29 protein-coding genes are annotated in these 25,382 nt (G+C 58.8%); 10 read left to right on the top strand and 19 right to left on the bottom strand.

Annotation, left to right across the window (positions count from 1 at the left end):
• Window positions 1–72: 72 nt before the first annotated feature.
• A complete protein-coding gene (locus tag ABH909_RS10480; protein ID WP_429432873.1) occupies window positions 73–561 on the top strand; it encodes a GNAT family N-acetyltransferase in 489 nt (162 codons plus the stop codon).
• A 107-nt stretch (window positions 562–668) separates the two neighbouring features.
• On the opposite strand, the gene ABH909_RS10485 is transcribed toward ABH909_RS10480, so the two are convergent.
• The 4 genes from ABH909_RS10485 to ABH909_RS10500 all read right to left on the bottom strand — a co-directional run bounded on the left by ABH909_RS10485 (window position 669) and on the right by ABH909_RS10500 (window position 4,888).
• Entirely contained in the window at window positions 669–2,501 is a 1,833-nt protein-coding gene (locus ABH909_RS10485; protein WP_429432875.1) for an ABC transporter ATP-binding protein, read from the bottom strand.
• Between the two features lie 84 nt (window positions 2,502–2,585).
• On the bottom strand, window positions 2,586–3,143 hold the full coding sequence (locus ABH909_RS10490; RefSeq protein WP_429432877.1) for a peptidylprolyl isomerase: 558 nt from the start codon (window positions 3,141–3,143) through the stop codon (window positions 2,586–2,588).
• A gap of 3 nt (window positions 3,144–3,146) precedes the next feature.
• Window positions 3,147–3,950, bottom strand: a complete 804-nt coding sequence (locus tag ABH909_RS10495) for an alpha/beta fold hydrolase (RefSeq protein WP_429432879.1) — start codon at window positions 3,948–3,950, stop codon at window positions 3,147–3,149.
• Window positions 3,951–3,964: 14 nt separating this feature from the next.
• The gene (locus tag ABH909_RS10500) at window positions 3,965–4,888 is read right to left on the bottom strand and encodes a LysR family transcriptional regulator (protein WP_008069097.1); all 924 of its coding nucleotides are present in this window, start codon (window positions 4,886–4,888) and stop codon (window positions 3,965–3,967) included.
• A gap of 49 nt (window positions 4,889–4,937) precedes the next feature.
• Here ABH909_RS10500 and ABH909_RS10505 point away from each other — a divergent pair, with 49 nt between their 5' ends.
• From ABH909_RS10505 to ABH909_RS10515, 3 genes are all read left to right on the top strand, one after another.
• Window positions 4,938–5,267 carry a 3-phosphoglycerate kinase gene (locus ABH909_RS10505; protein ID WP_218397845.1) on the top strand — a complete coding sequence of 110 codons (330 nt, stop codon included), beginning with the start codon at window positions 4,938–4,940 and terminating at the stop codon, window positions 5,265–5,267.
• 289 nt (window positions 5,268–5,556) lie between these two features.
• Window positions 5,557–6,156, top strand: coding sequence for an FMN-dependent NADH-azoreductase (locus tag ABH909_RS10510; RefSeq protein WP_429432881.1), 600 nt, complete (start codon window positions 5,557–5,559; stop codon window positions 6,154–6,156).
• A 346-nt stretch (window positions 6,157–6,502) separates the two neighbouring features.
• Window positions 6,503–7,369 carry a carboxylate/amino acid/amine transporter gene (locus tag ABH909_RS10515; protein WP_429432883.1) on the top strand — a complete coding sequence of 289 codons (867 nt, stop codon included), beginning with the start codon at window positions 6,503–6,505 and terminating at the stop codon, window positions 7,367–7,369.
• A 110-nt stretch (window positions 7,370–7,479) separates the two neighbouring features.
• Here ABH909_RS10515 and ABH909_RS10520 read toward each other — a convergent pair whose 3' ends face one another.
• Window positions 7,480–8,778: a mechanosensitive ion channel family protein gene (locus ABH909_RS10520; protein WP_429432885.1), complete on the bottom strand. Its 1,299-nt coding sequence runs from the start codon at window positions 8,776–8,778 to the stop codon at window positions 7,480–7,482.
• Between the two features lie 193 nt (window positions 8,779–8,971).
• Between ABH909_RS10520 and ABH909_RS10525 the strand changes: the two genes are divergently transcribed.
• Window positions 8,972–10,318, top strand: coding sequence for a DEAD/DEAH box helicase (locus ABH909_RS10525; RefSeq protein WP_008153197.1), 1,347 nt, complete (start codon window positions 8,972–8,974; stop codon window positions 10,316–10,318).
• A gap of 136 nt (window positions 10,319–10,454) precedes the next feature.
• Here the strand turns inward: ABH909_RS10525 and ABH909_RS10530 are convergent, their stop codons facing one another.
• The 3 genes from ABH909_RS10530 to ABH909_RS10540 form a co-directional block, all read right to left on the bottom strand.
• Window positions 10,455–10,730 carry a hypothetical protein gene (locus tag ABH909_RS10530; protein WP_429432887.1) on the bottom strand — a complete coding sequence of 92 codons (276 nt, stop codon included), beginning with the start codon at window positions 10,728–10,730 and terminating at the stop codon, window positions 10,455–10,457.
• Window positions 10,731–10,836: 106 nt separating this feature from the next.
• On the bottom strand, window positions 10,837–11,037 hold the full coding sequence (locus tag ABH909_RS10535) for a hypothetical protein (RefSeq protein ID WP_429439823.1): 201 nt from the start codon (window positions 11,035–11,037) through the stop codon (window positions 10,837–10,839).
• A 48-nt stretch (window positions 11,038–11,085) separates the two neighbouring features.
• Complete coding sequence (locus tag ABH909_RS10540) at window positions 11,086–11,820, bottom strand: DUF899 domain-containing protein (RefSeq protein WP_429432889.1); 735 nt, start codon at window positions 11,818–11,820, stop codon at window positions 11,086–11,088.
• Window positions 11,821–12,022: 202 nt separating this feature from the next.
• Between ABH909_RS10540 and ABH909_RS10545 the strand changes: the two genes are divergently transcribed.
• On the top strand, window positions 12,023–12,415 hold the full coding sequence (locus ABH909_RS10545) for a transcriptional regulator (RefSeq protein WP_429432891.1): 393 nt from the start codon (window positions 12,023–12,025) through the stop codon (window positions 12,413–12,415).
• Between the two features lie 123 nt (window positions 12,416–12,538).
• Here the strand turns inward: ABH909_RS10545 and ABH909_RS10550 are convergent, their stop codons facing one another.
• The 4 genes from ABH909_RS10550 to ABH909_RS10565 form a co-directional block, all read right to left on the bottom strand.
• Window positions 12,539–13,408 (bottom strand): DUF6279 family lipoprotein, encoded by an 870-nt coding sequence (locus tag ABH909_RS10550; RefSeq protein ID WP_429432893.1) that lies wholly within the window; start codon window positions 13,406–13,408, stop codon window positions 12,539–12,541.
• A 76-nt stretch (window positions 13,409–13,484) separates the two neighbouring features.
• Entirely contained in the window at window positions 13,485–14,201 is a 717-nt protein-coding gene (locus ABH909_RS10555; protein ID WP_429432895.1) for a TorF family putative porin, read from the bottom strand.
• A gap of 212 nt (window positions 14,202–14,413) precedes the next feature.
• The gene (locus tag ABH909_RS10560; protein WP_017337097.1) at window positions 14,414–14,602 is read right to left on the bottom strand and encodes a hypothetical protein; all 189 of its coding nucleotides are present in this window, start codon (window positions 14,600–14,602) and stop codon (window positions 14,414–14,416) included.
• Window positions 14,603–14,804: 202 nt separating this feature from the next.
• Window positions 14,805–14,954, bottom strand: coding sequence for a hypothetical protein (locus ABH909_RS10565; protein ID WP_429432897.1), 150 nt, complete (start codon window positions 14,952–14,954; stop codon window positions 14,805–14,807).
• Between ABH909_RS10565 and ABH909_RS10570 the strand changes: the two genes are divergently transcribed.
• Window positions 14,953–15,789 carry a CvfB family protein gene (locus ABH909_RS10570; protein WP_030131899.1) on the top strand — a complete coding sequence of 279 codons (837 nt, stop codon included), beginning with the start codon at window positions 14,953–14,955 and terminating at the stop codon, window positions 15,787–15,789. The genes ABH909_RS10565 and ABH909_RS10570 overlap by 2 nt on opposite strands.
• 281 nt (window positions 15,790–16,070) lie before the next feature.
• Window positions 16,071–17,003 carry a DMT family transporter gene (locus tag ABH909_RS10575; RefSeq protein ID WP_429432899.1) on the top strand — a complete coding sequence of 311 codons (933 nt, stop codon included), beginning with the start codon at window positions 16,071–16,073 and terminating at the stop codon, window positions 17,001–17,003.
• Here ABH909_RS10575 and ABH909_RS10580 read toward each other — a convergent pair.
• The gene (locus ABH909_RS10580) at window positions 16,939–18,129 is read right to left on the bottom strand and encodes an MFS transporter (RefSeq protein ID WP_429432901.1); all 1,191 of its coding nucleotides are present in this window, start codon (window positions 18,127–18,129) and stop codon (window positions 16,939–16,941) included. The genes ABH909_RS10575 and ABH909_RS10580 overlap by 65 nt on opposite strands.
• A gap of 104 nt (window positions 18,130–18,233) precedes the next feature.
• Between ABH909_RS10580 and ptrR the strand changes: the two genes are divergently transcribed.
• Complete coding sequence (gene ptrR / locus ABH909_RS10585; RefSeq protein WP_429432903.1) at window positions 18,234–19,127, top strand: putrescine utilization regulator PtrR; 894 nt, start codon at window positions 18,234–18,236, stop codon at window positions 19,125–19,127.
• A 139-nt stretch (window positions 19,128–19,266) separates the two neighbouring features.
• Window positions 19,267–19,398 carry a PA1414 family protein gene (locus ABH909_RS10590; protein WP_256348862.1) on the top strand — a complete coding sequence of 44 codons (132 nt, stop codon included), beginning with the start codon at window positions 19,267–19,269 and terminating at the stop codon, window positions 19,396–19,398.
• A gap of 184 nt (window positions 19,399–19,582) precedes the next feature.
• On the opposite strand, the gene ABH909_RS10595 is transcribed toward ABH909_RS10590, so the two are convergent.
• The 6 genes from ABH909_RS10595 to speB form a co-directional block, all read right to left on the bottom strand.
• On the bottom strand, window positions 19,583–19,834 hold the full coding sequence (locus ABH909_RS10595) for an acyl carrier protein (protein ID WP_429432905.1): 252 nt from the start codon (window positions 19,832–19,834) through the stop codon (window positions 19,583–19,585).
• Between the two features lie 55 nt (window positions 19,835–19,889).
• On the bottom strand, window positions 19,890–20,615 hold the full coding sequence (locus ABH909_RS10600; protein WP_429432907.1) for an MBL fold metallo-hydrolase: 726 nt from the start codon (window positions 20,613–20,615) through the stop codon (window positions 19,890–19,892).
• An 86-nt stretch (window positions 20,616–20,701) separates the two neighbouring features.
• Entirely contained in the window at window positions 20,702–22,081 is a 1,380-nt protein-coding gene (locus ABH909_RS10605; protein ID WP_429432909.1) for a sodium:solute symporter, read from the bottom strand.
• A gap of 157 nt (window positions 22,082–22,238) precedes the next feature.
• On the bottom strand, window positions 22,239–23,750 hold the full coding sequence (locus tag ABH909_RS10610) for a purine-cytosine permease family protein (RefSeq protein WP_429432911.1): 1,512 nt from the start codon (window positions 23,748–23,750) through the stop codon (window positions 22,239–22,241).
• Between the two features lie 51 nt (window positions 23,751–23,801).
• Entirely contained in the window at window positions 23,802–24,224 is a 423-nt protein-coding gene (locus ABH909_RS10615) for a YybH family protein (protein WP_429432913.1), read from the bottom strand.
• A gap of 9 nt (window positions 24,225–24,233) precedes the next feature.
• The gene (gene speB / locus ABH909_RS10620) at window positions 24,234–25,184 is read right to left on the bottom strand and encodes an agmatinase (protein WP_429432914.1); all 951 of its coding nucleotides are present in this window, start codon (window positions 25,182–25,184) and stop codon (window positions 24,234–24,236) included.
• Window positions 25,185–25,382: the final 198 nt, after the last annotated feature.

Raw genomic sequence — 25,382 nt, forward strand, 5'->3', positions numbered from 1 at the left:
GATTCGCCTCTCGAAGTCATATTGATGCTGATTTATGATCCCCAACCTTTCCCACGCCGATTCCGAGTTGCCATGAACACCGTCATCCGCCACGTCAGCCCTGCTGACCTGGACCGCTGCTATGCCATCGAAACCGTCGCTTACGAAGGCGATGAAGCCGCCACCCGCGAGAAAATCGCCACCCGCATCGCCACTTGGCCCGAAGGCTTCATCGTTGCTGAAGTGAATGGCGTTGTCGCCGGTTTCATCAATTCCGGTGCGGCGTTTGAGGTGGAAATGTCGAACGAAGCATTCAAGGAGCTGATTGGCCACGACCCGGCCGGCCCGCACGTGGTGATCATGTCGGTGGTGGTGCATCCGGACTATCAGGGGCAGGGTCTGGCGAAACGCTTGATGAGTGAATTTATCCAGCACATGCGTGCACTGAACAAGGCCAGCATCCACCTGATGTGCAAAGAGCGGCACATTCCACTCTATGCCGGGTTTGGTTTTGCCTACATCAAGCCTTCGGCGTCGGACCATGGCGGGATGGCGTGGCATGAGATGGTGTTGACGCTGTAATCCGTGTGGGAGCGGGCTTGCTCGCGAAGGCGGTGTGTCAGACAACATTGATGTCGACTGACACACCGCCTTCGCGAGTAAGCCCGCTCCCACAGGTTGGTGTTGCCTCAATCGATCCCGACAAACCCGCCGGTCTGGTGCTGCCACAACCGCGCATACAAACCGCCATGGGCCAGCAGTTCGGCGTGGCTGCCGGTTTCGGCGATCTTGCCCTTTTCCAGCACCACCAGGCGGTCCATTCGCGCAATGGTCGAGAGGCGGTGGGCGATGGCGATCACGGTTTTGCCCTGCATCAGGGTTTCGAGGCTTTCCTGAATCGCCGCTTCGACTTCCGAGTCCAGCGCCGAGGTGGCTTCGTCCATGATCAGGATCGGTGCGTCCTTGAGCAACACCCGTGCGATGGCGATCCGCTGGCGCTGGCCGCCGGAGAGTTTTACACCGCGTTCACCGACGTGAGCATCGAAACCGGTGCGGCCTTCGGAGTCCGACAGCAACGGGATGAACTCGTCGGCGCGGGCCTTGTGCACCGCTTCCCAGAGTTCGGCTTCGGTGGCGTCGGGTTTGCCGTACAGCAAATTGTCGCGGATCGAACGGTGCAGCAGCGAGGTGTCCTGGGTGATCATACCGATGCGTTCACGCAAGCTCTCCTGACCGACCTCGGCGATGTTCTGGCCGTCGATGAGAATCCGCCCGCCTTGTACGTCATAGAGGCGCAGCAGCAGATTGACCAACGTCGATTTGCCGGCACCGGACGGGCCGATCAGGCCGATTTTTTCGCCGGGTTTGATCGTCAGGTTGAGGTCGCTGATGATCCCGCTTTTCTTGCCGTAGTGAAAATCGACGTGATCGAAACGCACCTCTCCACGCGCCACGTTCAACGGCTTGGCCTGCTCGCGGTCGGTGATGCTGACTGGCTGGGAAATGGTCTGCAAACCGTCCTGAACCATGCCGATGTTTTCGAAGATGCCCGTCACCACCCACATGATCCAGCCAGACATGTTGACGATGCGGATCACCAGGCCCGTGGCCAATGCAATTGCGCCTACGGTGATCAACGATTGCGTCCACAGCCACAACGCGAGGCCGGTAGTGCTGACGATCAGCAGGCCGTTCATGCTGGTGATGGCCACGTCCATGCTGGTCACCACACGGCCAGCCAGTTGGGCTTTTTCGGTTTGTTCCTTGATCGCTTCGCGGGCGTATTGCTGCTCGAAATTGGTGTGGGCGAACAGCTTCAGGGTGGTGATGTTGGTGTAACCATCAACGATCCGTCCCATGAGTTTGGAGCGGGCATCGGATGACACCACCGAGCGTTCCTTGACCCGTGGCACGAAGTAGTAGAGGGCGCCGATGAAGGCGGCGATCCAGGTCAGCAGCGGGATCATCAGGCGCCAGTCGGCTTCGGCGAACAGCACCAGCGAACTGATCGCGTAGATCAGCACATGCCATAGCGCGTCCACCGCTTGCACAGCCGAATCGCGCAACGAGTTGCCGGTCTGCATGATGCGTTGGGCGATGCGTCCGGCAAAATCGTTCTGGAAGAAATTGAGGCTCTGTTTGAGCACATAACTGTGGTTTTGCCAGCGGATCAGGCTGGTCAGGCTGGGACTCAAGGTCTGGTGTACCAGCAAGTCATGCAAGCCGACGAATATCGGGCGCAGGACCAGCGCCACCACCGCCATCCAAGCCAGTTCGATGCCATGTTCCCTGAAGAAGTCGACGTTGGGCGTGCCTTGGGCGAGATCGATGATGCGGCTCAGGTAGCTGAACAGCGCCACTTCGATCAGCGCGCCGAACAGGCCGACGATCAGCAGGACGGCGAAACTCGGCCAGACCTGCTTCAGGTAATAGGTGTAGAAGGGGAGAACCCGATCCGGCGGAGCCGCCGTCGGTGCATCGCGGAATATGTCGATCAGTTTTTCAAAACGGCGATAAAGCATCAGTTCTCCGCCCGCGCACGGGCTCTCCTTTAAACGATATGAGCGGCGCCAAGACCGACAGCCGCTCAAGCACTCCTGTGCAGATTAGTCTATGCGTTTGGCCGACTTGATGAAGACCGGGTCGGCCGGCACGTCTTTCATGCCGCCTTTGGTGGTGGTCTGGGAGTTGACGATGACATCGACCACGTCCATCCCTTTAACGACTTTACCGAACACGGCATAGCCGTCGCCCTGGTCGAGAAAGTCATTGTCTTTGACGTTGATGAAAAACTGGCTGGTGGCCGAATCCGGAGCGGAAGTACGAGCCATGGACAGCGTGCCACGCACGTTATGCAGGCCGTTTTTGGATTCGTTCTTGATCGGCGCCTTGGTTTCTTTTTGCTGCATCTGTTGTGTGAAACCGCCGCCCTGGACCATGAAGCCAGGAATCACACGGTGAAAAATGGTGTTGTTGTAAAAGCCGCTGTCGACGTACTCAAGGAAATTCTTGGTACTGACCGGTGCCTTGACCGGGTCCAGTTCGATTTCGATCTGGCCGTTGGTGGTTTCCAGCAGCACGTGCGGCGCCTTGGCGGGCGTGGCGGCCATCAGGTTGGCGGCAAACAGAACGGAGCCGGCAACGAGGGCGATTTTTTTCAGCATAAGTCAGTGATCCTGAGTAGTGGTGTCGACTGCGGTGAGAAATTCGAGCAGCGTTTGGTTGAAGCGTTCGGGTTGATCCAGCGGGGTGGCGTGGCGCGAGTCGGCGATCACCACCAGCCGCGCATCGGGCAGCAGCTTTACATAGGTTTCTTTCAGTGCGACCGGGGTGTAGTCACGGTCGGCGCTGACGATGAGGGTTGGACAGGACACCCTGGAAAGTCGTTCCTGAACCCCCCAGCCAACGATGGCATCGAAGCTGGCGAGATAAGCACGTTTGTCGTTTTTTGCCCAGCGCGCCGCTATTTTTTGTCGTAACGAAGCTTGTTCGGGCCTGGGAAACAGCTTGGCGCCCAAGGCCTTGCCGATGGTGCCCATGCTCAGCGCGCGCATCAGGCTCCAGCGTTTTAACCACTGCCAGTAATCGTTACGGCTGCGCCGTTTGACCTCGGGCGCGCTGTTGACGATGCACAGGCTCTTGAGCAGTTGCGGCTGATCGACGGCCAATTGAAAAGCGATCATGCCACCCATCGAAAGCCCCACAAGATGAACGGGACCCAGATTCAAATGTTCGATCAGCGCGATCAGGTCGGCGCTGAACCCCGCGATGCTGTAGCGCTCGCGGGGTTTGTCGGAGCGCCCGTGGCCGCGTATGTCCGGGACGATTACCCGATAGTGGGCCGCGAGCGCCGGGATCTGCATTTCCCAGTCCAGGGTGCTGGAGCCCAATCCGTGAACCAGCAGCAACGGCGTGCCATGGCCATATTCCTCATAGTGCAGGTTGCAACCTTCATGTTCGAAATAGGCCATGGGTACACTCCGTGTCAGGCTTGTTCAGGGGCGGCGAAAGGCGCATCCAGCGGCGCGGTATCGAAGGTGCGCAGCAGTTCGATGAGAATCTGCGTCGCCGGGCCCAAGGGTTTGTCCTTGTTCGAATACAGATAGAAGCTCGGGTTGCGGCTGCCGCCCTGGTCCAACGGTAGCACTTTGAGCGTACCTTCCTTGAGTTCGCGCTCGATCATGTGCCGGGGCAGCCAGGCGAAGCCCAGGCCGCTGCTGACGAACGTCGCGGCGGTGGCCAGGCTACCGACGGTCCAGCGTTGCTCGGCGCCAAGCCAGCCGACGTCTCGCGGTTGCTGACGGCCGGAGTCGCGGATCACCACTTGCATCTGGCTTTCCAGGTCCTGGAAGTTCAATTCGCGATTCAGGCGATGCAACGAATGCTCGGGGTGGGCGACCGCAATGAATTCGACGTCGCTCAATTCAGCGCCCAGATAGCCGGGAATACTGAACCCGGTGATGGCCAGATCGGCCACGCCTTCGAGCAGCACTTCTTCGACCCCCGACAACACTTCTTCGCGCAGACGCACCCGGCAGCCACGGCTTTGTGGCATGAACGCGGTCAGTGCGCGAACAAGGCGGGCGCTGGGGTAGGCAGCGTCGACCACCAGCCGCACTTCCGCTTCCCAGCCTTGCTCCATGTGATGGGCCAGGTCTTCCAGTTGGCTGGCCTGTTTCACCAGTTGCCGGGAACGACGCAACAACACGCCGCCGGCTTCGGTGAGCACCGCTTTGCGCCCGTCGATGCGCAACAGCGGCACGCCGAGCTGGTCCTGCATGCGCGCTACGGTGTAGCTGACCGACGATTGCGAGCGGTGCAGCGCTTCGGCGGCCTGGGCGAAACCGCCATGATCGACCACGGCTTGCAATGTTCGCCATTGATCAAGGGTCACGCGGGGCGCTTTCATGTTGAGCTCCTCTTGTCCTAAGCTGGCAGTCCCTATTGGAGGCTGCTGAATGAAAAAACTTTGTTGTGTGATGGCGGGTTGTGCGGCGTTGGCGATGTTGCCGCTGACTGCGTTTGCCTATCCGATCGACGTTCAAAAGCAATTGAACGGCTTGAGCATCGACTACAACGCCTTTGATACAGATGCCGATATCGCCTCCATTCAGGTGAACAACTACGGCAGCACCGATGCGATCTGTAAGGTTGTTTTCAACAATGGCCCGGAAGCGCCGCGTAACCGCACAATCGAAGTGCCTGCCGGTAAACACAAAAACGCCACCGCCAAGTTCACCCGCACCATCATCAAGATGCGTATCAACCTGACCTGCACGCCGAAATGACATCGAGCGGCTGTGGGAGCTGTGGCGAGGGGGCTTGTCGGAACGCCGCATCGCCCCGTTGGGCTGCGAAGCAGCCCCAAAAAATCTGATATAGCAAAGATCTTGTGAGTGCTTTGCACTCAAACGGGGGTCAAGCCCCCCTCGCCACAGCCGCTCCCACAGAACATGCATCGCTTATAAACGAATTTATCGATGGTTTATAGCAGTTATTTGCGCTTTTTCATCGATATGACTCTGTTTAATCTTCACTCCATCGACCTACAGCATTCTCAGATGGAGGCTACATCCCATGTCCCGCGTTCTGATCATCGAAAGCAGCGCCCGTCAGCAAGACTCGGTTTCCCGCCAACTGACCCAGACCTTCATCAGCCAATGGAAAACCGCACACCCGGCCGACCAGATCACCGTCCGTGACCTGGCCACCACGCCGGTGCCGCACCTGGACATCAACCTGCTGGGCGGCTGGATGAAACCTGCCGAACAACGCAACGACATCGAGCAGGCCTCGTTGGATCGCTCCAACTTGCTGACAGATGAGCTATTGGCCGCTGATGTACTGGTAATGGCCGCGCCGATGTACAACTTCGCCATTCCGAGCACCCTCAAAGCCTGGCTCGACCACGTGCTGCGTGCCGGTGTGACCTTCAAGTACACCGAAACCGGCCCACAAGGTTTGCTCAGCGGCAAGCGCGCCTATGTGCTGACCGCTCGCGGCGGGATCTATGCCGGCAGCACCGCCGATCACCAGGAACCGTACCTGCGCCAGGTCATGGCCTTCATCGGCATCCACGACGTCACGTTCATTCACGCCGAAGGCATGAACCTGGGCGGTGACTTCCAGGAGAAAGGCCTGAACCAGGCCAACGCCAAGCTTTCCCAGGTCGCCTGAGCCGTTAATCGCCAGATAATCGCTGGATGGTCTAGTGACCTGGCGCAACCCTTCAAGCCTGTACGCGCATCGAACCTCCCTTTGCACTTGTTGCTCCTGAGTGCTCTAGCCCGATTGAACGCATTAGCGAGATCGGGCTTTTTTTGCCTGCGATTTGCTAAGCGGACACACAACCCCCTGTGGGAGCGGGCTTGCTCGCGAAGAGGGCGTGTCAGTCGACATTAATGTTGCCTGACCCACCGCATTCGCGGGCAAGCCCGCTCCCACAGGGGGTTGTGTATTACCTGACTGTTCGCGATGAAGGGCAAAAAACGCTATCGTCGCCGCCATTCGAAATGAGGCGAGCATGGGCTATCTACTTTTTGTCACGCTGATCCAGGCGTTTTCCTTCAGCTTGATCGGCGAATACCTGGCCGGGCATGTCGACAGTTACTTCGCGGTGCTGGTGCGGGTGCTGCTGGCGGGGCTGGTGTTCATTCCGCTGACGCGCTGGCGTCAGGTCGAGCCGGCGTTCATGCGCGGGATGTTGCTGATCGGCGCGTTGCAGTTCGGCGTGACATACGTCTGCCTGTACCTGAGCTTCCGGGTGCTGACGGTGCCGGAAGTGTTGCTGTTCACCATCCTCACGCCATTGCACGTGACCTTGATCGAAGACGCGCTGAACCGGCGCTTCAATCCCTGGGCCTTGATCGCGGCATTGGTGGCGGTACTCGGGGCGGCAGTGATTCGCTTTGACCGGATCAACCCGGATTTCTTCATGGGTTTCCTGCTGCTGCAACTCGCCAACTTCACCTACGCCGCCGGGCAGGTGCTCTACAAACATCTGGTGGCCTGCCATCCGAGCGATCTGCCGCATTACCGGCGCTTCGGATACTTCTACCTGGGCGCATTGGCGGTGGCGTTGCCGGCGTTTCTGCTGTTCGGCAAACACAACTTCCTGCCCGAAGCACCGCTGCAATGGGGCGTGCTGCTGTTCCTCGGCCTGGTCTCGACCGCGCTGGGTTTGTACTGGTGGAACAAGGGCGCGTGCCTGGTGAACGGCGGGACGCTGGCGGTGATGAACAATTTGCACGTGCCGGTGGGGTTGCTGATCAACTTGCTGATCTGGAATCAGCATGAAGAGCTGGGGCGGTTGTTGTTTGGTGGGTCGGTGATTCTGATGGCGGTGTGGATTAGTCGGTTGGGTGTTCGCCGGCCGGCGGCTGCACACTAATCCCTTGTGGGAGCGGGCTTGCTCGCGAATGCGGTATGACATTCAACATAGATGTCGGCTGACACTCCGCCTTCGCGAGCAAGCCCGCTCCCACAAAGAGATATGTGGTGCTACATGATGTGTTTTTCCGGCTCGGGAATGTGGCTCGCGCCGAGCACCGCCGGGAGCAACCCCGACCGCAAATCCCCGCCGCTCGGCTGCTGATAAAGGCTCAAGCCAAACTCCGGCAATACCGCCAGCAGGTAATCGAAAATATCCCCCTGTATCCGCTCGTAATCAGCCCACACGGTGGTGCGGGTGAAGCAGTAGATTTCCAGCGGGATGCCCTGAGCGGTGGTCTGCATCTGGCGAACCATGCAGGTCATGTTCGGCTGGATTTCCGTGTGACTCTTCAGATAGGCCAGCGCATAGGCGCGAAAGGTGCCGATGTTGGTCATCCGTCGACGGTTGGCCGACATCGCCGCGACGTTGCCCTGAGCTTCGTTCCAGGCCTTGAGTTCGGCCTGTTTGCGGTTGATGTAGTCGGTCAGCAGATGCACCTGGGACAGCTTCAGCTCTTCATCATCGCGAATGAACCGCACGCCGCTGGCGTCGATGAACAAGCTGCGCTTGATCCGGCGGCCACCGGACTGCTGCATGCCGCGCCAGTTCTTGAACGACTCGGACATCAGGCGCCAGGTCGGGATCGACACAATCGTCTTGTCGAAATTCTGCACCTTGACCGTGTGCAAGGTGATGTCCACCACGTCACCGTCGGCACCGACTTGTGGCATCTCGATCCAGTCGCCGACCCGCAGCATGTCGTTGCTGGTCAGTTGCACACTGGCGACGAACGACAGCAGGGTGTCTTTGTAGACCAACAGGATCACCGCCGACATGGCGCCCAGACCCGACAGCAGTAACAGCGGCGAACGGTCGATCAACGTGGCGACGATGATGATCGCGCCAAACACGAACAACACCATTTTCGCCAGTTGCACGTAGCCCTTGATCGAGCGGGTGCGGGCGTGTTCGGTGCGGGCATAGATGTCCAGCAGGGCATTGAGCAATGCGCTGACGGCCAGCACCAGGAACAGAATGGTGAACGACAGCGCCACATTGCCGAGGAAGTTAAGGGCGGTTTTGCTCAGGTCCGGCACCAAATGCAGGCCGAACTGGATCACCAGCGAGGGCGTCATCTGTGCCAGGCGATGAAACACTTTGTTGTGGCGAAAATCGGTGATCCAGTGCAACGACGGCTGGCGACCAAGGATTTTGGTCGCATGAAGAATGAGGTAGCGCGCCACTCGTCCGAGTACCAGCGCCACCAGCAGCAGCAACATCAGCGCGAGCGTGGAATGCAGGAGCGGGTGCTGATCGAGAGCACCCAAGAGGTCTTGGGCGTTGAGCCAGAGCTGTTTGATATCCATGGGTGAAAACGGTTCTTCTGTAGGACACGACGGGGCAATTAGAGCATTTAAGACGTTCCGGATGACGTTTTGAGGCAAAACAGGCGACAAAAAAACCACTGTTTGCAGCCATTTGGATAAAGAAACTCGGCCTTCGCGCTCGAAACCGTTACCCTATGCAGCTGTTTTTTTGTATTTCTTCGAGGTAGCACCCGTGTTTTCCCAATTCGCCCTGCACGAACGCCTGCTCAAAGCCGTGGCCGAGCTTAAATTTGTCGAGCCAACGCCTGTGCAAGCAGCGGCTATTCCGCTGGCGCTCCAAGGGCGTGACCTGCGGGTGACAGCGCAAACCGGTAGCGGCAAAACCGCTGCATTCGTTTTGCCGATCCTCAACCGCTTGATCGGCCCGGCCAAAGTCCGCGTCAGCATCAAGACCCTGATCCTGCTGCCGACCCGCGAGCTGGCCCAGCAGACCATCAAGGAAGTCGAGCGCTTCGCTCAGTTCACCTTCATCAAGTCCGGCCTGATCACCGGCGGTGAAGACTTCAAGGTCCAGGCCGCCATGCTGCGCAAGGTGCCGGACATCCTGATCGGTACGCCGGGCCGGATGATCGAGCAACTGAACGCCGGCAACCTCGACCTCAAAGAAGTCGAAGTGCTGGTGCTCGACGAAGCCGACCGCATGCTCGACATGGGCTTTGCCGAAGACGTGCAGCGTCTGGTGGAAGAGTGCACCAACCGTCAGCAGACCATGCTGTTCTCCGCCACCACCGGCGGTTCGGGCCTGCGCGAGATGGTCGCCAAGGTGCTGAACAACCCTGAACACTTGCAGCTGAACAACGTCAGCGATCTGAACGCCACCACTCGTCAGCAGATCATCACCGCCGACCACAATCAGCACAAAGAACAGATCGTGAACTGGCTGCTGGCCAACGAGACCTATCAGAAGGCCATCGTGTTCACCAACACCCGGGCCATGGCCGACCGTATTTATGGCCGTCTGGTGGCGCAGGAATACAAAGCGTTCGTGCTGCACGGTGACAAAGACCAGAAAGACCGCAAACTGGCCATCGACCGTCTGAAGCAGGGCGGCGTGAAGATCCTCGTGGCCACCGACGTCGCCGCCCGTGGCCTGGACGTGGAAGGCCTGGACCTGGTGATCAACTTCGACATGCCGCGCAGCGGCGACGAATACGTTCACCGCATCGGTCGCACCGGTCGTGCCGGCAACGATGGCCTGGCCATCTCGCTGATCTGCCATGGCGACTGGAACCTGATGTCGAGCGTCGAGCGCTACCTCAAGCAGAGCTTCGAGCGCCGCACCATCAAGGAAGTCAAAGGCACCTACGGCGGACCGAAAAAGGTCAAGGCCTCGGGCAAAGCCGTTGGTGTGAAGAAGAAAAAGGTCGATGCCAAAGGCGACAAGAAGAAAACCGGCGCCAAGGCCCCGACCAAGCGCAAGATCGCCAACCGCCCGAAAACCGACGCCCTGTCGCTGGTCAGCAAGGATGGCATGGCGCCTTTGAAACGCCGCAAGCCGGAAGCGCCGGCTGCTGAATAAGGCGCGGTAGCGTTCCCATAAAAAACCCGGACAGTGTCCGGGTTTTTTTACGTCAAAAAATCGCATCAGCTCTTACAGCTGCACGCTCAAACCCGTGTAGGAGCTGCCGAAGGCTGCGATCTTTTGATCTTGCGGTTTAACTCTTGGCTTTCTTCTCCGCCGACTCCAGCTCCTTGAGACGCTGATCAATCAACTGGCACTTGTCCGGCAAATCCTTGCTGGCCGTCTCCAGGTCCATCTTCTTCAACTCGTCATTGATTTCCTTGGCCTTGGCCGGGTTCTGCTCCGTGATCTTGGCGACTTCCCTGGCCAATTGTTCGCGCTTGGCGGTGGCTTCGTCGGGCGGGCAGGCCCAAACGGGGAGGGCGCAGGTGAGGGTGGCGGCGAGGGCGAGTTTGAGCAGGGGTTTCATAAAATCAGGCCTCGGTTCCGGTTAAGGCGGGTTATCCGGTTGAGGGCTGAAGGGCGAAAAAAGTTCAGTGACAGAAACGGGCGACCCACAGGCCGCCCATTTTCATTCACTCCGCAACCTGCGCCCGCAACCGTCGACCAATCACATCCATCAAATCACAGCCATCGCGTAACGGAATGGCTAGCATTTTGGAGAAGTCGGAAAGCACCACCGTGTCGCAACCGATCTCGGCGCGAAAGGCGATGTTTTCCGGTTTAAAACGTAAAGGATGTCTCCGGTTTCTACCCGGGCAAGCTCGCTCCCACAGGGGATTGGTGGTGTTCACGGATGCTGTGACCAACCCGGATCAAGCAATCTACCCCTCATGACAGCAACTGGCCGGCGCCTTGTCCTCATACCGATCGTGATGCCGCACCCAATCCATAATCTCCTCTTCATTACGCCCCTTGGGCGTGAGGTCCAGATAGTTATAGGCCCCCACCAGCAAATCCAAACCTCGGGCATACGTTGAATAGGTGTGAAAAATCTCCCCCGCTTCATTGCGATAAAACACGCTGAGCCCAGGGAGTTCTTCTTCGGCGCCGTCGGATTTTTCGTAGTTGTAGGTAGCTTTTCCGGCGGCGACGTCTTCGGCCCGGGCTGAGACGCCAAAGTCATAGTTGAAGTCGCAGCCTTCGGACGAGACCCAGTCGAATTTCCAGCCCATGCGCTGCTTGAACGGTTGGAATTCGGCGAACGGTGCGTGGGAAACAGCGACCACGGCCACGTCATGGTGGGCCAGGTGTTGGTTGGCGCCGTCGATGTGGTCGGACAGGAATGAGCAACCTGGGCAGCCTTCGTCCCAGCCAGCGGCGAACATGAAGTGGTAGATGATCAATTGGCTGCGGCCGCCGAACAGGTCGGCCAGGCTCAGTTCGCCGTTGGGTCCCTGGAAGCGGTAGGGTTTGTCGATTTTCACCCAGGGCAGGGCACGGCGTTCGGCGCTGAGTTTGTCTCGTTCCTTGGTGAAGGCTTTTTCGTGGGCCAGGTGTTGTTTGCGGGCAGCGAGCCATTCTTCTCGGGACACGACCGGATGGTTCTGAATGTTCATGGTGATTTCTCCTGCATGCTGTGGCGAAAGTCGATCCGCGCAGAGGGGTAAACTGTCTTACACAGCCTAGTCGTTTGGCCTGCGCCTTATTCGACATACCGCTGGTCGGTAGGGTGAAATAACCAGGCTGAACGGCCGCCCTCCCTGTCGGTCACAACCTATGAAGGCCATTTCACTCGCGGGCACTTGGAGGTTGATCAGGATGACGACTTATAACTGGGATTTGATGGAGCGCTTGCTGCATGAAGTGCAGAACGGCGCTGGCCACAGTTTCACTCCTCGGCCTTATGCCGAGCAGTATGCGGCGCAGAAAGCTGCCGCGGGTGAGCCGTTCGAGAATCTGGATCACCTGAAAACCGTGGCTGGCGAGTATGAAAAACTACTGCTGCAGCGGGGCTATATCGAGCCTCGGCCCGAGGATCAGGGTGGGAATGGCGAGAACTACATTTTGACGCCTCGGGGCTCGAGTTTGTTGAGCCTGATCGACAGCAGCATTCCGGGTAATGAGCATCCGCGGCAGGTGCTGGATGAGCAGGAAGATCCGCTGGAGGAGCTGACATTTGATGAGCTGGCGTCGAAGGCGCAGATTGCCTGATTTTGTAGCGACAGCAAAAGATCGCAGGCTTCGGCAGCTCCTACATGGAGTCGCGTACACCCTCAAACATCGGGCGGACACACATTCTGTAGGAGCTGCCGAAGGCTGCGATCTTTTGATTTTCTAGTCTTTCCGCGCCGCTTTCAGGCATTTCAAATCAGTGAAATCCTTGCGCACGCCTTCAATCTTTTGCAGCAACCGTTCACGTTGAACCGGTGTGCTCTCGGCCATCACGTCCACCAGCAACACCCGAGCCTGGGCTTCGGTGTTGGCATAGGCCTCGCGGTAAGCCGGCGTCCACAAACTCTCGCGATTTACCAGAAGTGTCTCGATTCGTTGTGGGAATTCTGGACTCTGCCGCTGCGCGACTGCTGCGCTGAATTGCTGTTGCCAATGGGCGCGGTTGGCAATCCATTGCTTATTCTGATCACCCAAGGCATTCGACCAGGCCGCGACCCGTTGCTGCTGGCTTGGGCTGAGTGGGCCGAGCCAGTCATTCAAGCGTTTTTCCATGCGCTTGCTCCGTTCTCTGATCTGTTGTTCCAGAGACGGTTTGAGGTAGGCCTCCTGGCGTTTGCGCTGGTCCTTGGCGAAGGCATCGTTCATTTCCGCGACTTGCTTGTCATCAAGGCCCTGTAACAGTTCGATGGCCGACGGCGTGATTTCCCGGGCGGTATCGGCGATGGCCTGTTTGGCTTCCTGGGTGCGGGTTTGCAATGCGGCGTCGGTGATCTGGTTGGCCTCGACCATGGCCTGCAAACGATCCAGCCAGTCGAGGTAACCGGGCAATTGCGTGGTGCAGTGCCAGCTCAGGTGTTCTTTGAGGCGCTCATTGAACCAGTCTTTTTGTTCGTGATTCATCTCCAGATAGTCGCTGAGCGTCCAGGGAATGATCACGTCGAGGTTGCGGTAAGCCAGGCCCACGCGGCTACACGCGGCGACGGTAAGGCTAAGGGTGAGGATGACGCTGATCTGCTTCAACCAGTGCGACATGACGAGTCCTTGCGAAGACCTGGTTTCTTTAGGGTTCTCTTGTGTGATCGCGGGATAAGCCCGGCGGTTCAGCCGATTAATAGAAGCTGTGCGCAGCCTTGAGCGTCACCAGGCCGTCGCACTGGGCATTGTGGCCAGAATAGGCGGAACAATCGCTGCCGCTCAGGCTTGAATCACTGTAGATCAAGTCCAGATCGATGCCCATGAACGGTCGGGACAATTTCACTGACCAGTCGGTAAAACTGCCTACATACCCATCGTCGACGGACACCGGCGTGTTGAGTTGGTGGGTGGTGTATTTCAGGCTGAGCCCGATGCCGAACGGCTGATTGCCACTGAGGTCGGCGAACAGGGTGCTGTTCTGTTTGTCGGGGTCGTTGCTGAAGGCCGCGCCGAAGCGACTGCCCAGCAGGGTAAGGCCGCCGAACAGCTCTTGGCTGTCTAGGGTGTCCACTTGCGGGTAGCTGTAATGGATCATGCCCACTTCGTAGCCGAGGGAGTGATCGAAAGGCTGTTTAAAGCCCATGTAGGAATCGACTTCAAGGTTGCTCGACGGGCTCAGTCCCATGCTGGGGGACCATTGACCTACGTAGAAGCCGCTGTCGTGGCTCAGGTCGAGGCCGCCATGGAATGAGCCGGTCGCCGAAGGTTTGACCAGCCCTTGGGCCATGCTGCGGCTGGGGGTGGTTGCGAGCTTGAGATCGAAATCGCCCAGTTCGCGCTGGAAGACTTGTGCTTGGGCGACCGAATACCACAGCAGGCTGCCGAGCAGAAAAAGAGAGGGCTTGAGCATGCGTCACTCCATGAACAGCGAGGAGCAGGTCCTGAAAACCTGCTGAAACGCTTGATCCAGACACGTGCAAGCATACCGACGAATGTTCGGCATCGAGGGCCGTTCGTCGATTTTTGAAATATTGATTTGTTTTATGAGGTATTGCGGGAGGGTTCCAGTCCAAGCGCTTCGAAGCTCAAAGCGCTTACGGACCAGTTAACGCGGGGGAGAAATTACTTCTTGCCCAGCGTGATCTGCTTGGACGGGCCGAACGTCTGGCCGCTGACGCCTTTGGCAATTTGCTGGATCTCTCCGCCGGACTTGAGGAACGCGGCGATCTGGTTGTTGATCGATTCGCTGGTTTCAACGGCTGGAGCTGGCTTTGCTTTGCTGTTGGATGCTTTTACACGCATGGCGGCCATTAACCTGTAGAAATTAACTTGGCCAAGCATCGTACAGGAAATACTTGACAATTGCTTGGTAAATATCCTCCCGAAATACACCTTGGAGCAATGCGATTTATCGCAAGTTATTATTCGCAATGTTCCCTAAGCTGCTGTTTTAACTAGGAACCCCCGTGAAGAAAAAGCGTTTTTCGGACGGGCAGGCCAGGGAGCGAGGCACTCAGATGGTCTGACGAGCGGGCAAGCGCACCAGGTAAAACCCAAGAAAATTAAGGCCTTCGACGGATTTTCCTGTGCCACCGGACCGGCCGCCGAACGCGGCCCGCAAAACCGGGTAGAATGCCGCCCACGCAATGAGGGTATTGGACATGGCTTTAGTCGGGCGCTACAACAGTTTGCAAGTGGTTAAACACACTAACTTCGGTTTATATCTGGACGGTGGCGCGGATGGCGAAATCCTCTTGCCTAACCGTTATATCCCCAAAGATATTCCCAGCGAAGATGAAGACTGGCTCAACGTTTTTATTTATCTGGACAGCGATGACAAACTTATCGCAACGACCGAAAAGCCGAAAGTTCAAGTCGGTGAATTCGCTAGTTTGAAAGTTGTTGAAGTCAACAGCATCGGCGTGTTCCTGGATTGGGGGTTGCCGAAGGATCTGCTGCTGCCGTATTCCGAAGAAAAGCGCCAGATGACGGCCGGCGAGTATGTCGTGGTGCACGTTTATCTCGACAAACACACGCGACGCATCACCGCGACGGCGCGTCTGGATCGTTACCTGGACAAGACCCCGGCCAATTACACCCCGGGTCAGGAAGTTGATTTGCTGGTGGCCGAAGCGACCGATATGGGCTTCAAGGCAATCATCAACAACAAGCATTGGGGCCTGATCCACAAGAACGAAATCTTCAAGTTCATGCGCGCCGGTAAAGAAGAGAAGGGCTTTATCAAAGAAGTCCGCGCCGACGGCAAGATCAGCCTGAGCCTGCAACCGGTGGGCGAGGAAGCTGCCACCAGCCTGAACTCGAAGATTCTTGCCAAGTTGCGCGACAACAACGGCACGCTGCCAGTCAGCGACAAGAGCGATCCGACACTGATCAGCAGCATGTTCGGCGTCAGCAAGGGCAACTTCAAAAAGGCCATCGGTGCGTTGTACAAGAACGGCCAGATCGTCATTCACGCTGATCGTATCGAGCTCAGCTGACCCTACGCGCTCCCTGTAGGAGCTGCCGCAGGCTGCGATCTTTTGACAGTAAAAGATCAAGATCAAAAGATCGCAGCCTGCGGCAGCTCCTACAGGGAGGACGCGACCGCCATATGACGCAAGCAACGATTTAAAGGTCTTTTGCAGACACCTTTTTCTGTCCATCTGGTTAATAATCGACGGCATAATTTTTCGCCCCGGTACTTCTGTTCAACCAGAAGACCGGGGCTTTATTTTTACTGTCGAGTCATTGCCATGGATTGTGTTATCGAGGTGTTCCGGTGAGCGCCACCCGGCGTAGCGCCGATGGGTTTGCCCTGCAAGTGATGGTCGGGTTGTGCCTGATCTGGGGCGTGCAGCAGGTGATGATCAAGTGGGCCGCGCCCGACATCGCGCCGGTCATGCAAGCGGCGGGGCGGTCGGGTATTTCCGCATTGCTCGTCGGCGTGTTGATCTGCTGGAAGGGCGGTTGGGATCAGGTTGGCACTACCTGGCGCGGCGGTTTGCTGGCGGGTGCGTTGTTTGGCCTGGAGTTCTTCTTCATTTCCGAAGGCCTGCAATTGACCACGGCGGCGCACATGTCGGTGTTCCTTTATACCGCGCCGATCTTCACCGCGTTGGGCGTGCATTGGCTGTTGCCCAGTGAACGTTTAAGACCGGTGCAGTGGCTGGGGATTGTTCTCGCTTTCATCGGCATTGCCATTGCGTTTGCCGGTGGCGTGTCGTGGGACAACCTCGACCACCGCATGCTGATGGGCGACGCTTTGGGCGTGCTGGCCGGCGCATCATGGGGCGCGACCACTGTTGTGGTGCGCGCCTCGCGTTTGTCGGAAGCACCGGTGACGCTGACGCTGTTTTATCAACTGATTGTCGGCTTCGTCGGCCTGCTGTTGATCGCGATCCTCAGCGGACAGGTCACCCATGTCAGCCTGACCACTGTGGCCGTGGCCAGCGTGCTGTTCCAAGGGTTGGTGGTGTCGTTCTTCAGTTACCTGACCTGGTTCTGGCTGCTGCGCCGTTATCTGGCGGCGAACCTGGCGGTGTTTTCGTTCATGACGCCGCTGTTCGGCGTCACATTCGGCGTGGTGCTGCTGGGCGAAGAACTGAGCCTGAACTTCGTGATTGGCGCGGTGTTGGTGCTGCTCGGGATCACTTTTGTGAGCGCAGAACAGTGGGTCCGCCGTCGTTTGCGCAAAGCACTTGGGCAACCCTGATCGGGCGCAACAATAAAGCACCCGCGATGATCAAACCGCTGCCGGCGATCAGCAATGCAGGTTGCAGGCCGCCACTGAAGTGACTGCTCAGCGCCGCCAGTAAGGGCCCGCTGAACTGACCCACGGCGAAGCATGCAGTGAGCAGCCCGGCGTTGCGCTGGATGGCATGGGGCGCCAGCTCCCGGGAGCGCTGCATCACCAGTTGCATGCAGGCCAGGAACGGTCCGCCACACAAGATTACTCCCAACGCCAGGCCGGCACCGCTGCCCAACAGGCAGGCGAAGACGCCACCCGCCTGCAACCACAACGTTGCCATCAGCCAATGGCGAGTGGCATTCGGGTTGTGCCGACGCAGGCTCACCAACATTACCCCGATTGCTGCCGCCAGGCCGAAGCATGGCCAGAACAGGTCGGCTTGCCATTGGCCGTGGAACTGCTCGCTGGCCATTTGCGAGAGGAAAGTGGCCGGAATGATGTAGCCCAAACCGTATAACCCGTAGATCACCGGTAAATGTCCGACGCCTTGGGCGCCCGATGTGGCAGCAGACAGGGTCGTCATAACAGGTGCAACCGGCTGCGGCAGGAACGGCAGAATTCCCAACAGCATCACCAGCCCGACCCCGGCATACACCAGCCACAAAGTCGCGGACGTCTGACCCAGCAGGTTCGAGCCCAAGGCCAATAATCCTGTCAGAAAAATCCCCAGACCCGGTCCGGCAAAGACCAGGGCGCCAAGCCGCGGACGACCGGCCGTCGCTGCCAACGGTTGACTCAATGCAGTAATCATCACCAACACCCACGCACTGGCCACGCCTGTGCCGAAACGCAATGCCAGATGCGACCAGAACCCGTCGGCCCAGAACGAGGCCAGCGTCAGCAGCACACAGAGCCACAAACCACCGAACAGGCGTCGACGAACCTGGTCGGGGCGAGGAGCGAACATCGCGTCCACCGCGCCGACGAAGTAGCCGAGGTAGTTGGCGGCAGCAATCAGACCGGCGGCAGTCAGGTCGATCTGGCCCTCGCTGAGCAAGTGCGGCAGTTGCGGGGTCAGGGCGAAACGCCCGATGCCCATGGCCATCATCAAGGCGATGAAACTGGCGGTTAAGCGAATCAGAGGGGACATGGTCGGCGTTCCGTTTCGAGGATCAATGACCGTCAGGCTAGGACTGATTGACTTTCTTTAAAAATGAATAATAGTGAGAAACTTGTTCTGATTTGGAGAATGATGTGGAATTCAGCCAATTGCGGATCTTCCAGGCGGTGGCGCAGGAGGGCTCCATCACCCGCGCTGCTGAACGCCTGCATCGTGTGCCGTCCAACCTGTCGACCCGGCTCAAGCAGCTTGAAGAGCAACTCGGTGTCGAACTGTTCGTACGTGAGCGTCAGCGCTTGCAGTTGTCACCTGCGGGAAAAGTCCTCTTGGACTACACCGCCAAGCTGTTCGCTTTACATGACGAAGCCCACGCGGCGGTGCAGGGCGGGCAACCGGCGGGGGATTTCGTCCTTGGCACCATGTACAGCACCGCCGCGATTCACTTGCCGGAGTTGTTGGCGCGCTATCACCGCAGCTATCCGGCGGTAAACCTGCAGGTGCAATCGGGGCCCAGCGGCGAATTGCTCGAAGGTTTGCTCACCGGGCGCCTTGATGCGGCGCTGGTGGACGGCCCGCTGGAACTGGCCGGGCTCGACGGCGTGCCGTTGTGCGACGAACGGCTGGTGTTGATCAGCGAAGCCGATCACCCGCCGGTACATAGCGCGCTGGATGTCGAGGGACGTTCGGTGTTTACGTTTCGGCAGGGGTGTTCCTATCGGATGCGTCTGGAAGCCTGGTTCGCCCATGATCATGCGGCCATGGGCCGGGCGATGGAGATCGAGTCTTATCCGGGCATGCTTGCCTGCGTGATTGCCGGCTCCGGCGTGGCGCTGATGTCGGAGTCGATGCTCGCTAGTCTGCCGGGGCGCGAAAGTGTGGCGGTGCACCCGTTGGCCGAGCCGTTCGCCAGTGCGACCACCTGGCTGATGTGGCGCAAAGGCATGGTCGGGGCCAACCTGAATGCGTGGATCGAACAGCAGCAGGCGGTCTATCCGTCGGCAGCCATTCAGGCCCAGGCAATTGCTTGAACTAACGATCAGGGATTTGGATCAATTCAGTAACAGATCATTGCGATGTTGGACGAGCATTGCATAGGACTTCGGACTATTATCAGTGCGAAGGGGCTACAGAACTTCAGCCGCTCGGCACTACCCTGAAGGGGGCACCATGAAAGAGAAAATCCAAAACTGGCTGCATGACCTGGGTGTCGCACTCGGTTTGATCGAACCGCCTCTGCAACCCATACCCATTCGCACTGACGACGAACAACGTCGCCGCCAGCAACAGCGCCGTCGGTAAATCTGGCAAATCACCTGTGGCGAGGGAGCTGCTCCCGCTGGGGCGCGTAGCGGCCCCATTCATCGCCACAGAGGTGGATCAGGTCGAGCACGGATGCAGCTTGCGATCGCTGCGCAATCGAGCGGGAGCAAGCTCCCGCGCCGCAGAGGTCATTCGTCATATCGGTGGTATCTGACAACCCATCTCAATACCGCCCAATCTCAATCAAAAACCGGCTCAAGTCGTCGACGGTCGTCGCAGTCTTGAGCAGCCGGTCTTCTTCGGCGATAAATGCTGTCAATCCCAGTTGATCTTCCAGATGGAAAATCAGCTCTTCAATATCTTCTTTATCCAGTCCCAACTGCACCAGGTTGGAGTTGTCGTCAAAGTCATGCTGATTTTCCAGCAGGCGGCTGATGAAGCGGTGCACGGCTGTACGAACGGCGTCTCTGGTCATGGTTGTTCTTCAAGGGCGTCATTGTTGTTATCCCTGATGCTGAGTACAGCAGGCTTCAGGCGTGCCGACGCTGCCACTCGTCTATCATCGTGCGCAAATACTCTCCGGAAAAACTGCCGAAATGCCCGCCATGCACGGTGCGGATCGGCAGCGCGCGCAAGCGTTGCAGGCTGCGGGCATAGTCGTCGAGGTTGGAGTGGTAGGCGTCTTCGATCAGCGGCCCGTCGTAAATGATGTCGCCGCTGAACAGGGTTTCGGTCGCCGCTTCAAACAAGCTGATGCCGCCCGGTGAATGCCCCGGCGTGTGCAGCACTTGCAGGACTCGGTCACCGAGATCAAGCACGTCGCCCTCTTCGATAAAACCCGTGGCCGGTGCGGCTTTGACCCGGTATTCGGCGTAGCACAGCGGGCAGTCGGGGTGAGCCTCGAACATGTCGTCGCCGACGAAAGCCCTGCTCAATGTGTTTTCACCGTCCGGAGAAGCCAGAATCTGCGCTTCAGCCGGGTGCACCAAGCGTTCGGGGAATTCGTGGTGCCCGGCGATGTGGTCGAAATGGCAATGACTGGCCACTGCCACCAGCGGTCGTTCGGTGATCCACGGCAATTGCTCGCGCAGGCTGACCAGTCCGGAACCGCTGTCCAGCAGCAAGTCCTTGTCGCGCCCCTGAATGTGCCAGAGGTTGCAGCGATAAAAGGGCCTAATGTAAGGCTCGTGGATCAGGCGGATGCCATCGCTGAGCTGTTTGACCTCGAACCACTGGTCGCGGCTGACGATCTTCATAAGCAGATTCCTTCAGGCGAAAAAAAACGGGTGTGGCAACCGACGCCACACCCGTCGAAGAAAGCATCAAGTCGTCATGTTTAAGTTTAGGCGGCGCTCGCCACCACTACCGGGCGACGGGACAGCAAGCTGACCACCACGAAACTCACCAGGCCAACGCCAAGGCTGTAGTAGATCGGGGTGTTGGCGTCCATACCGTCCTTGAACATGAACACCAGCGCGGTAACGAAGCCCAGCGCCATGCTGGTGATCGCACCGGCTGTTGTGGCGCGTTTCCAGTAAATGGCGCCCATCAGCGGGATCAGCATGCCGCCCACCAACAGGTTATAGGCCAGGGTCAGTGCGCTGATCACATCATTGACCACCAGAGCAATGCCCAATACTGCGATGCCCGTCAGCAGGGTAAACAGGCGATTGACGCTTACGTTCGACTGCTTACCGCCGCGCAGTTTCGGCAGCAGGTCTTCGGTCAGGGTGGTGGATGCGGCGAGCAGGCCGGCGCTGGCGGTGGACATCATGGCCGCCAGTGCAGCAGCGATGACCAGGCCGCGGATACCGTCCGGCAAGGACACTTTGACGATGGCGGCAAAGGCATTGTTGACGTTGTCCAGATCCGGAATCAGTACATGAGCGGCCATGCCGATCAGCGCACACACCAGGCCATAGACAATGCAGTAAATCCCGGCAGATGTACCGGCGTACCTGGCGACTTTTTCGCTTCGTGCGGTGAACACCCGTTGCCAGATGTCTTGACCGATCAGGATGCCAAAGAAGTAGATCAGGAAGTAGGTGATGATGGTGTCCCAGCCGATGCTGGTGAAGTTGAAGCTGGCGGCCGGCAATTGGGCAACCAGTTGATCCCAGCCACCGACACGGTACAGACAGATCGGCAGCAACAGGAACATCAGGCCCACGGTCTGGATTCCGAACTGGACGATATCAGTCAGGGTCAGGGACCACATGCCACCAATGGTCGAGTAGATCACCACCACACCGCCGCCGAGCAGCACCGAGAGCCAGAACGGCAGACCGAAAAGCACTTGCAGCACAGTGCCGATCGCCAGGATCGAGGTCACACCGATCATCAGCGCATAGGCCAGCATGATGGTTGCGCTCGCGGTACGAGCCATTGGGTTGTAACGCTTTTCCAGCACTTGGGTAACGGTGAAAACCTTCAGCTTCAGCAGCGGTTTGGCGAGGAACAGGTTGAGCGCGACGATCCCGCAACCCAGTGCGGCGCAGAGCCAGAAACCGGAGATGCCATGAACATAGCCCAGGCGCACGGTGCCGACGGTGGATGCACCACCCAAGACGGTAGCGGCCATAGTGCCCATGTAGAGACCAGGGCCGAGGTTGCGACCGGCGACCAAATAGTCTTCGTGGGTCTTGGCCTTGCGCATGCCGAAGTAGCCGAGCACCAGCATCGCGGCGGCGTAGATGAGTACGACGAATAAATCCAAAGCCATGATGGCGAGTCTCCGATTGTCTTTTTTATGGTGAGGCGAAAATCAATCTTTTCTGTGGGCGCGTGGCTTGCCCGCGATGGCTGCGCCGCGGTCCATCAGGCAGACCGCGTCATCGTTCTTCGCGGGCAAGCCACGCTCCCACAGGTAATGCGTTGAATCAGGCGGCTTGTCGTATCGCCGGTTTACCGAGCGAATCCGTGTCCTTGCTGCGTGCATCGTTGGGGCCGAACACCGTAGCCGGTTCCGGGAACAGGCTCAGCAGCGTCAGGTACACCAGCGAGGCCAGGCCGAGGGTCACCGGCAGGCTGATGTCGATACCGCCCGCCAGATTCCCGAGTGGCCCGACAAACTGCCCCGGCAGGTTCACGAAGCACAAACCCACCAGCGCGCTCGGGATCCAGGCACCCAGGCCGCGCCAGTTCCAGCCGTGGGTGAACCAGTAACGGCCACCTTTCTCGCCACGGGTGAACACCTGCAGGTCATCCGGGCAGTAGAAGCCGCGACGCACCAGCAGGCCGATGATCATGATCACCATCCACGGGGTGGTGCAGGTGATGATCAGCACGGCGAAGGTCGACACGCTCTGCACCAGGTTCGCCGCAAAGCGCCCGATGAAGATGAAAGCAATCGACATCACACCGATCAGCAGCGTTGCCTTGACCCGCGACAGCACCCTCGGGAACACGCTGGACATGTCCAGCCCGGTGCCATACAGCGACGTGGTGCCGGTGGACATGCCGCCGATCACCGCAATCAGGCACACCGGCAGGAAGAACCAGCTCGGCGACACCGCCAGCAGACCGCCGACATAGTTGTTGGCCGCGATGTAGTCCGGTGCCTTGATCGCCACGATGGTGGCAGTGGCGAGGCCGAACAGGAACGGGATGAAGGTGGCGATCTGCGAGATCACCACGGCGGCCATGATCCGGCGCTTGGAGGTGTCACGCGGGATGTAGCGCGACCAGTCGCCGAGGAACGCGCCGAAGGAAATCGGGTTGCTCATCGCTACCAGTGCAGCGCCGATGAAGGCCGCCCAGAAACCCGGTTGACCGAGGCTGACGCTGCCGGCGTAGTTCACATCGAAAGGACCGGCGAAGGCGAAGATGCCCAACAGGAACAACAGGCTGGCGCTCCACACGGCGATCTTGTTGACCCACAGCAGGAAGCGGAAACCGTAGATACACACCGTCAGCACCAGGATCGCGAACAGACCGTAGGCCAGGCCCAGGGTCAGGTCGGTTTCCGGCAGGCCGATCAGGCGTTTCGCACCACCGATCAACGCATCGCCCGAACTCCACACCGAAAGCGAGAAGAAGGCGATGGCAGTCAGCAGCGACAGAAACGAACCGACGATCCGCCCGTGCACGCCGAAGTGCGCACCGGACGACACGGCGTTGTTGGTGCCGTTAAGCGGCCCGAACAAACCCATCGGCGCAAGGATCAGCGAACCCAGCAACACGCCCAGCACAATCGCCCAGACGCCCGCCTGGAAAGACAGGCCGAACAGCACCGGGAAACTGCCGAGCACGGCGGTGGCAAAGGTGTTGGAACCGCCGAAGATCATCCGGAACAAGTCCGTTGGGCCTGCGGTGCGTTCGTTGTCCGGGATCTGTTCGACCCCGTGGGTTTCGATTTGCGTAAGGCTTTGGTCTTTGTTGTTGTTATTCATGATCTGCTCCGATCATAAAGGCGCGCTCATCGTGCGTGAGCGTCACTTTGGCTAAGGGGGTGGCAGCCCTTCCGGCATTGCGGACAAATGTTCGTGGCAGGCCAGCCATAGGCCTTGTTGTTCTTGGCCAGACGCTTGTTTCTTGAAAACAATCGTCTCGCGCTCCTGGCTGAAGTGTTGCTCCCCTTGCATGCGCAGCTCGGTGGCCACGTCATGGATGAAAACCGCCACGTCACCCTGCAGGCTGACGAAGGCGTTGCTCGAGGTGCATGACAGCACCTCGAAGCCGTCCTCGGCGCGCCAGCTGTCCCACAATGCCTGATAGGCATCGCGCGACAGCAAGGGCTGCTCGAGGGTGTAGAACACGAAGCTGGCATCAACGCTGAATGCGCCGAAGTAAGCTTCACGATCGTTACGGGCAAAGGCCGACACCAGCTCAGCGGCGGCGTTGAGTACCTGATCACGTTCGCTCATGACCGATCCTCAGCGATGGACCACGCCCGGCAGTACGCAGAGCATTTCGTACAGCAGGTTGGCGCCCAACAGCGAGGTGTTGCCGGTGGTGTCATACGCTGGCGAGACTTCCACCAGATCGCAGCCGACCAGATCGAGGCCTTGGCAGCCGCGCACGATTTCGATCGCTTGAATGGTCGTCAGACCGCCGATTTCCGGGGTGCCAGTGCCGGGTGCCCAGGCCGGGTCGATGCCGTCGATATCGAAACTCAGGTACACCGGACCGCCGCCGACTTTCTCGCGAACTTCGGCCATCAGCGGTGCCAAGGATTTGTGCCAGCATTCTTCAGCCTGAACCACACGGAAGCCTTGATTGCGGCTCCAGTTGAAGTCATCAGCGGTGTAACCCTGAGCGCGCAGGCCAATTTGCACCACGCGGTCGCAATCCAGAAGGCCTTCTTCTACGGCGCGACGGAAGGTGGTGCCGTGGGCGATCTTCTCGCCGAACATGTGATCGTTTACATCGGCGTGAGCGTCGATGTGCACCAGGCCGACCTTGCCGTGCTTTTTATGGATGGCACGCAGGATCGGCAGGGTAATGGTGTGGTCGCCGCCGAGGGTCAGGGGGATCACATCGTGTTCGAGAATGTTGTCGTAGGCTTCTTCAATGATCCGCACGGCGTCCAGCAGGTTGAACGTGTTGATCGCCACGTCACCGATGTCAGCGACCGACAGCGAATCGAACGGCGCGGCGCCGGTGGCCATGTTGTACGGGCGGATCATCACCGATTCCGCACGGATTTCACGCGGCCCGAAACGGGTGCCGGGGCGCAGGGACGTGCCGATGTCCAGCGGGATGCCGATAAAGGCGGCGTCCAGGCCGACGGCGGATGGCAAATGGGGAAGTCGCAGCATGGTGGCGATGCCGCCGAAGCGCGGCATTTCGTTGCCGCCCAGTGGTTGGTGAAGAATCTTGTCCACGGGTAAGGCCTCATCGTCGTTGTTTTATTTATGTCGGTTGCACGCTCGGGGAGAGACGGGCACCGCTGTGGGCCGATTCTGCGAAATGCAGTGACCGGGAAGAATCGCTACGGGCAAATACTTAGTTCAGATTTTTCTAAACTAATGGGCGCAGCGGCGATAGACTTCTGACCACACGCAGAACCCCTGTGGCGAGGG

Origin of the sequence: Pseudomonas sp. BS3782 TE3695, assembly GCF_050435305.1 — a bacterium.
Classification (GTDB): Bacteria; Pseudomonadota; Gammaproteobacteria; order Pseudomonadales; family Pseudomonadaceae; genus Aquipseudomonas.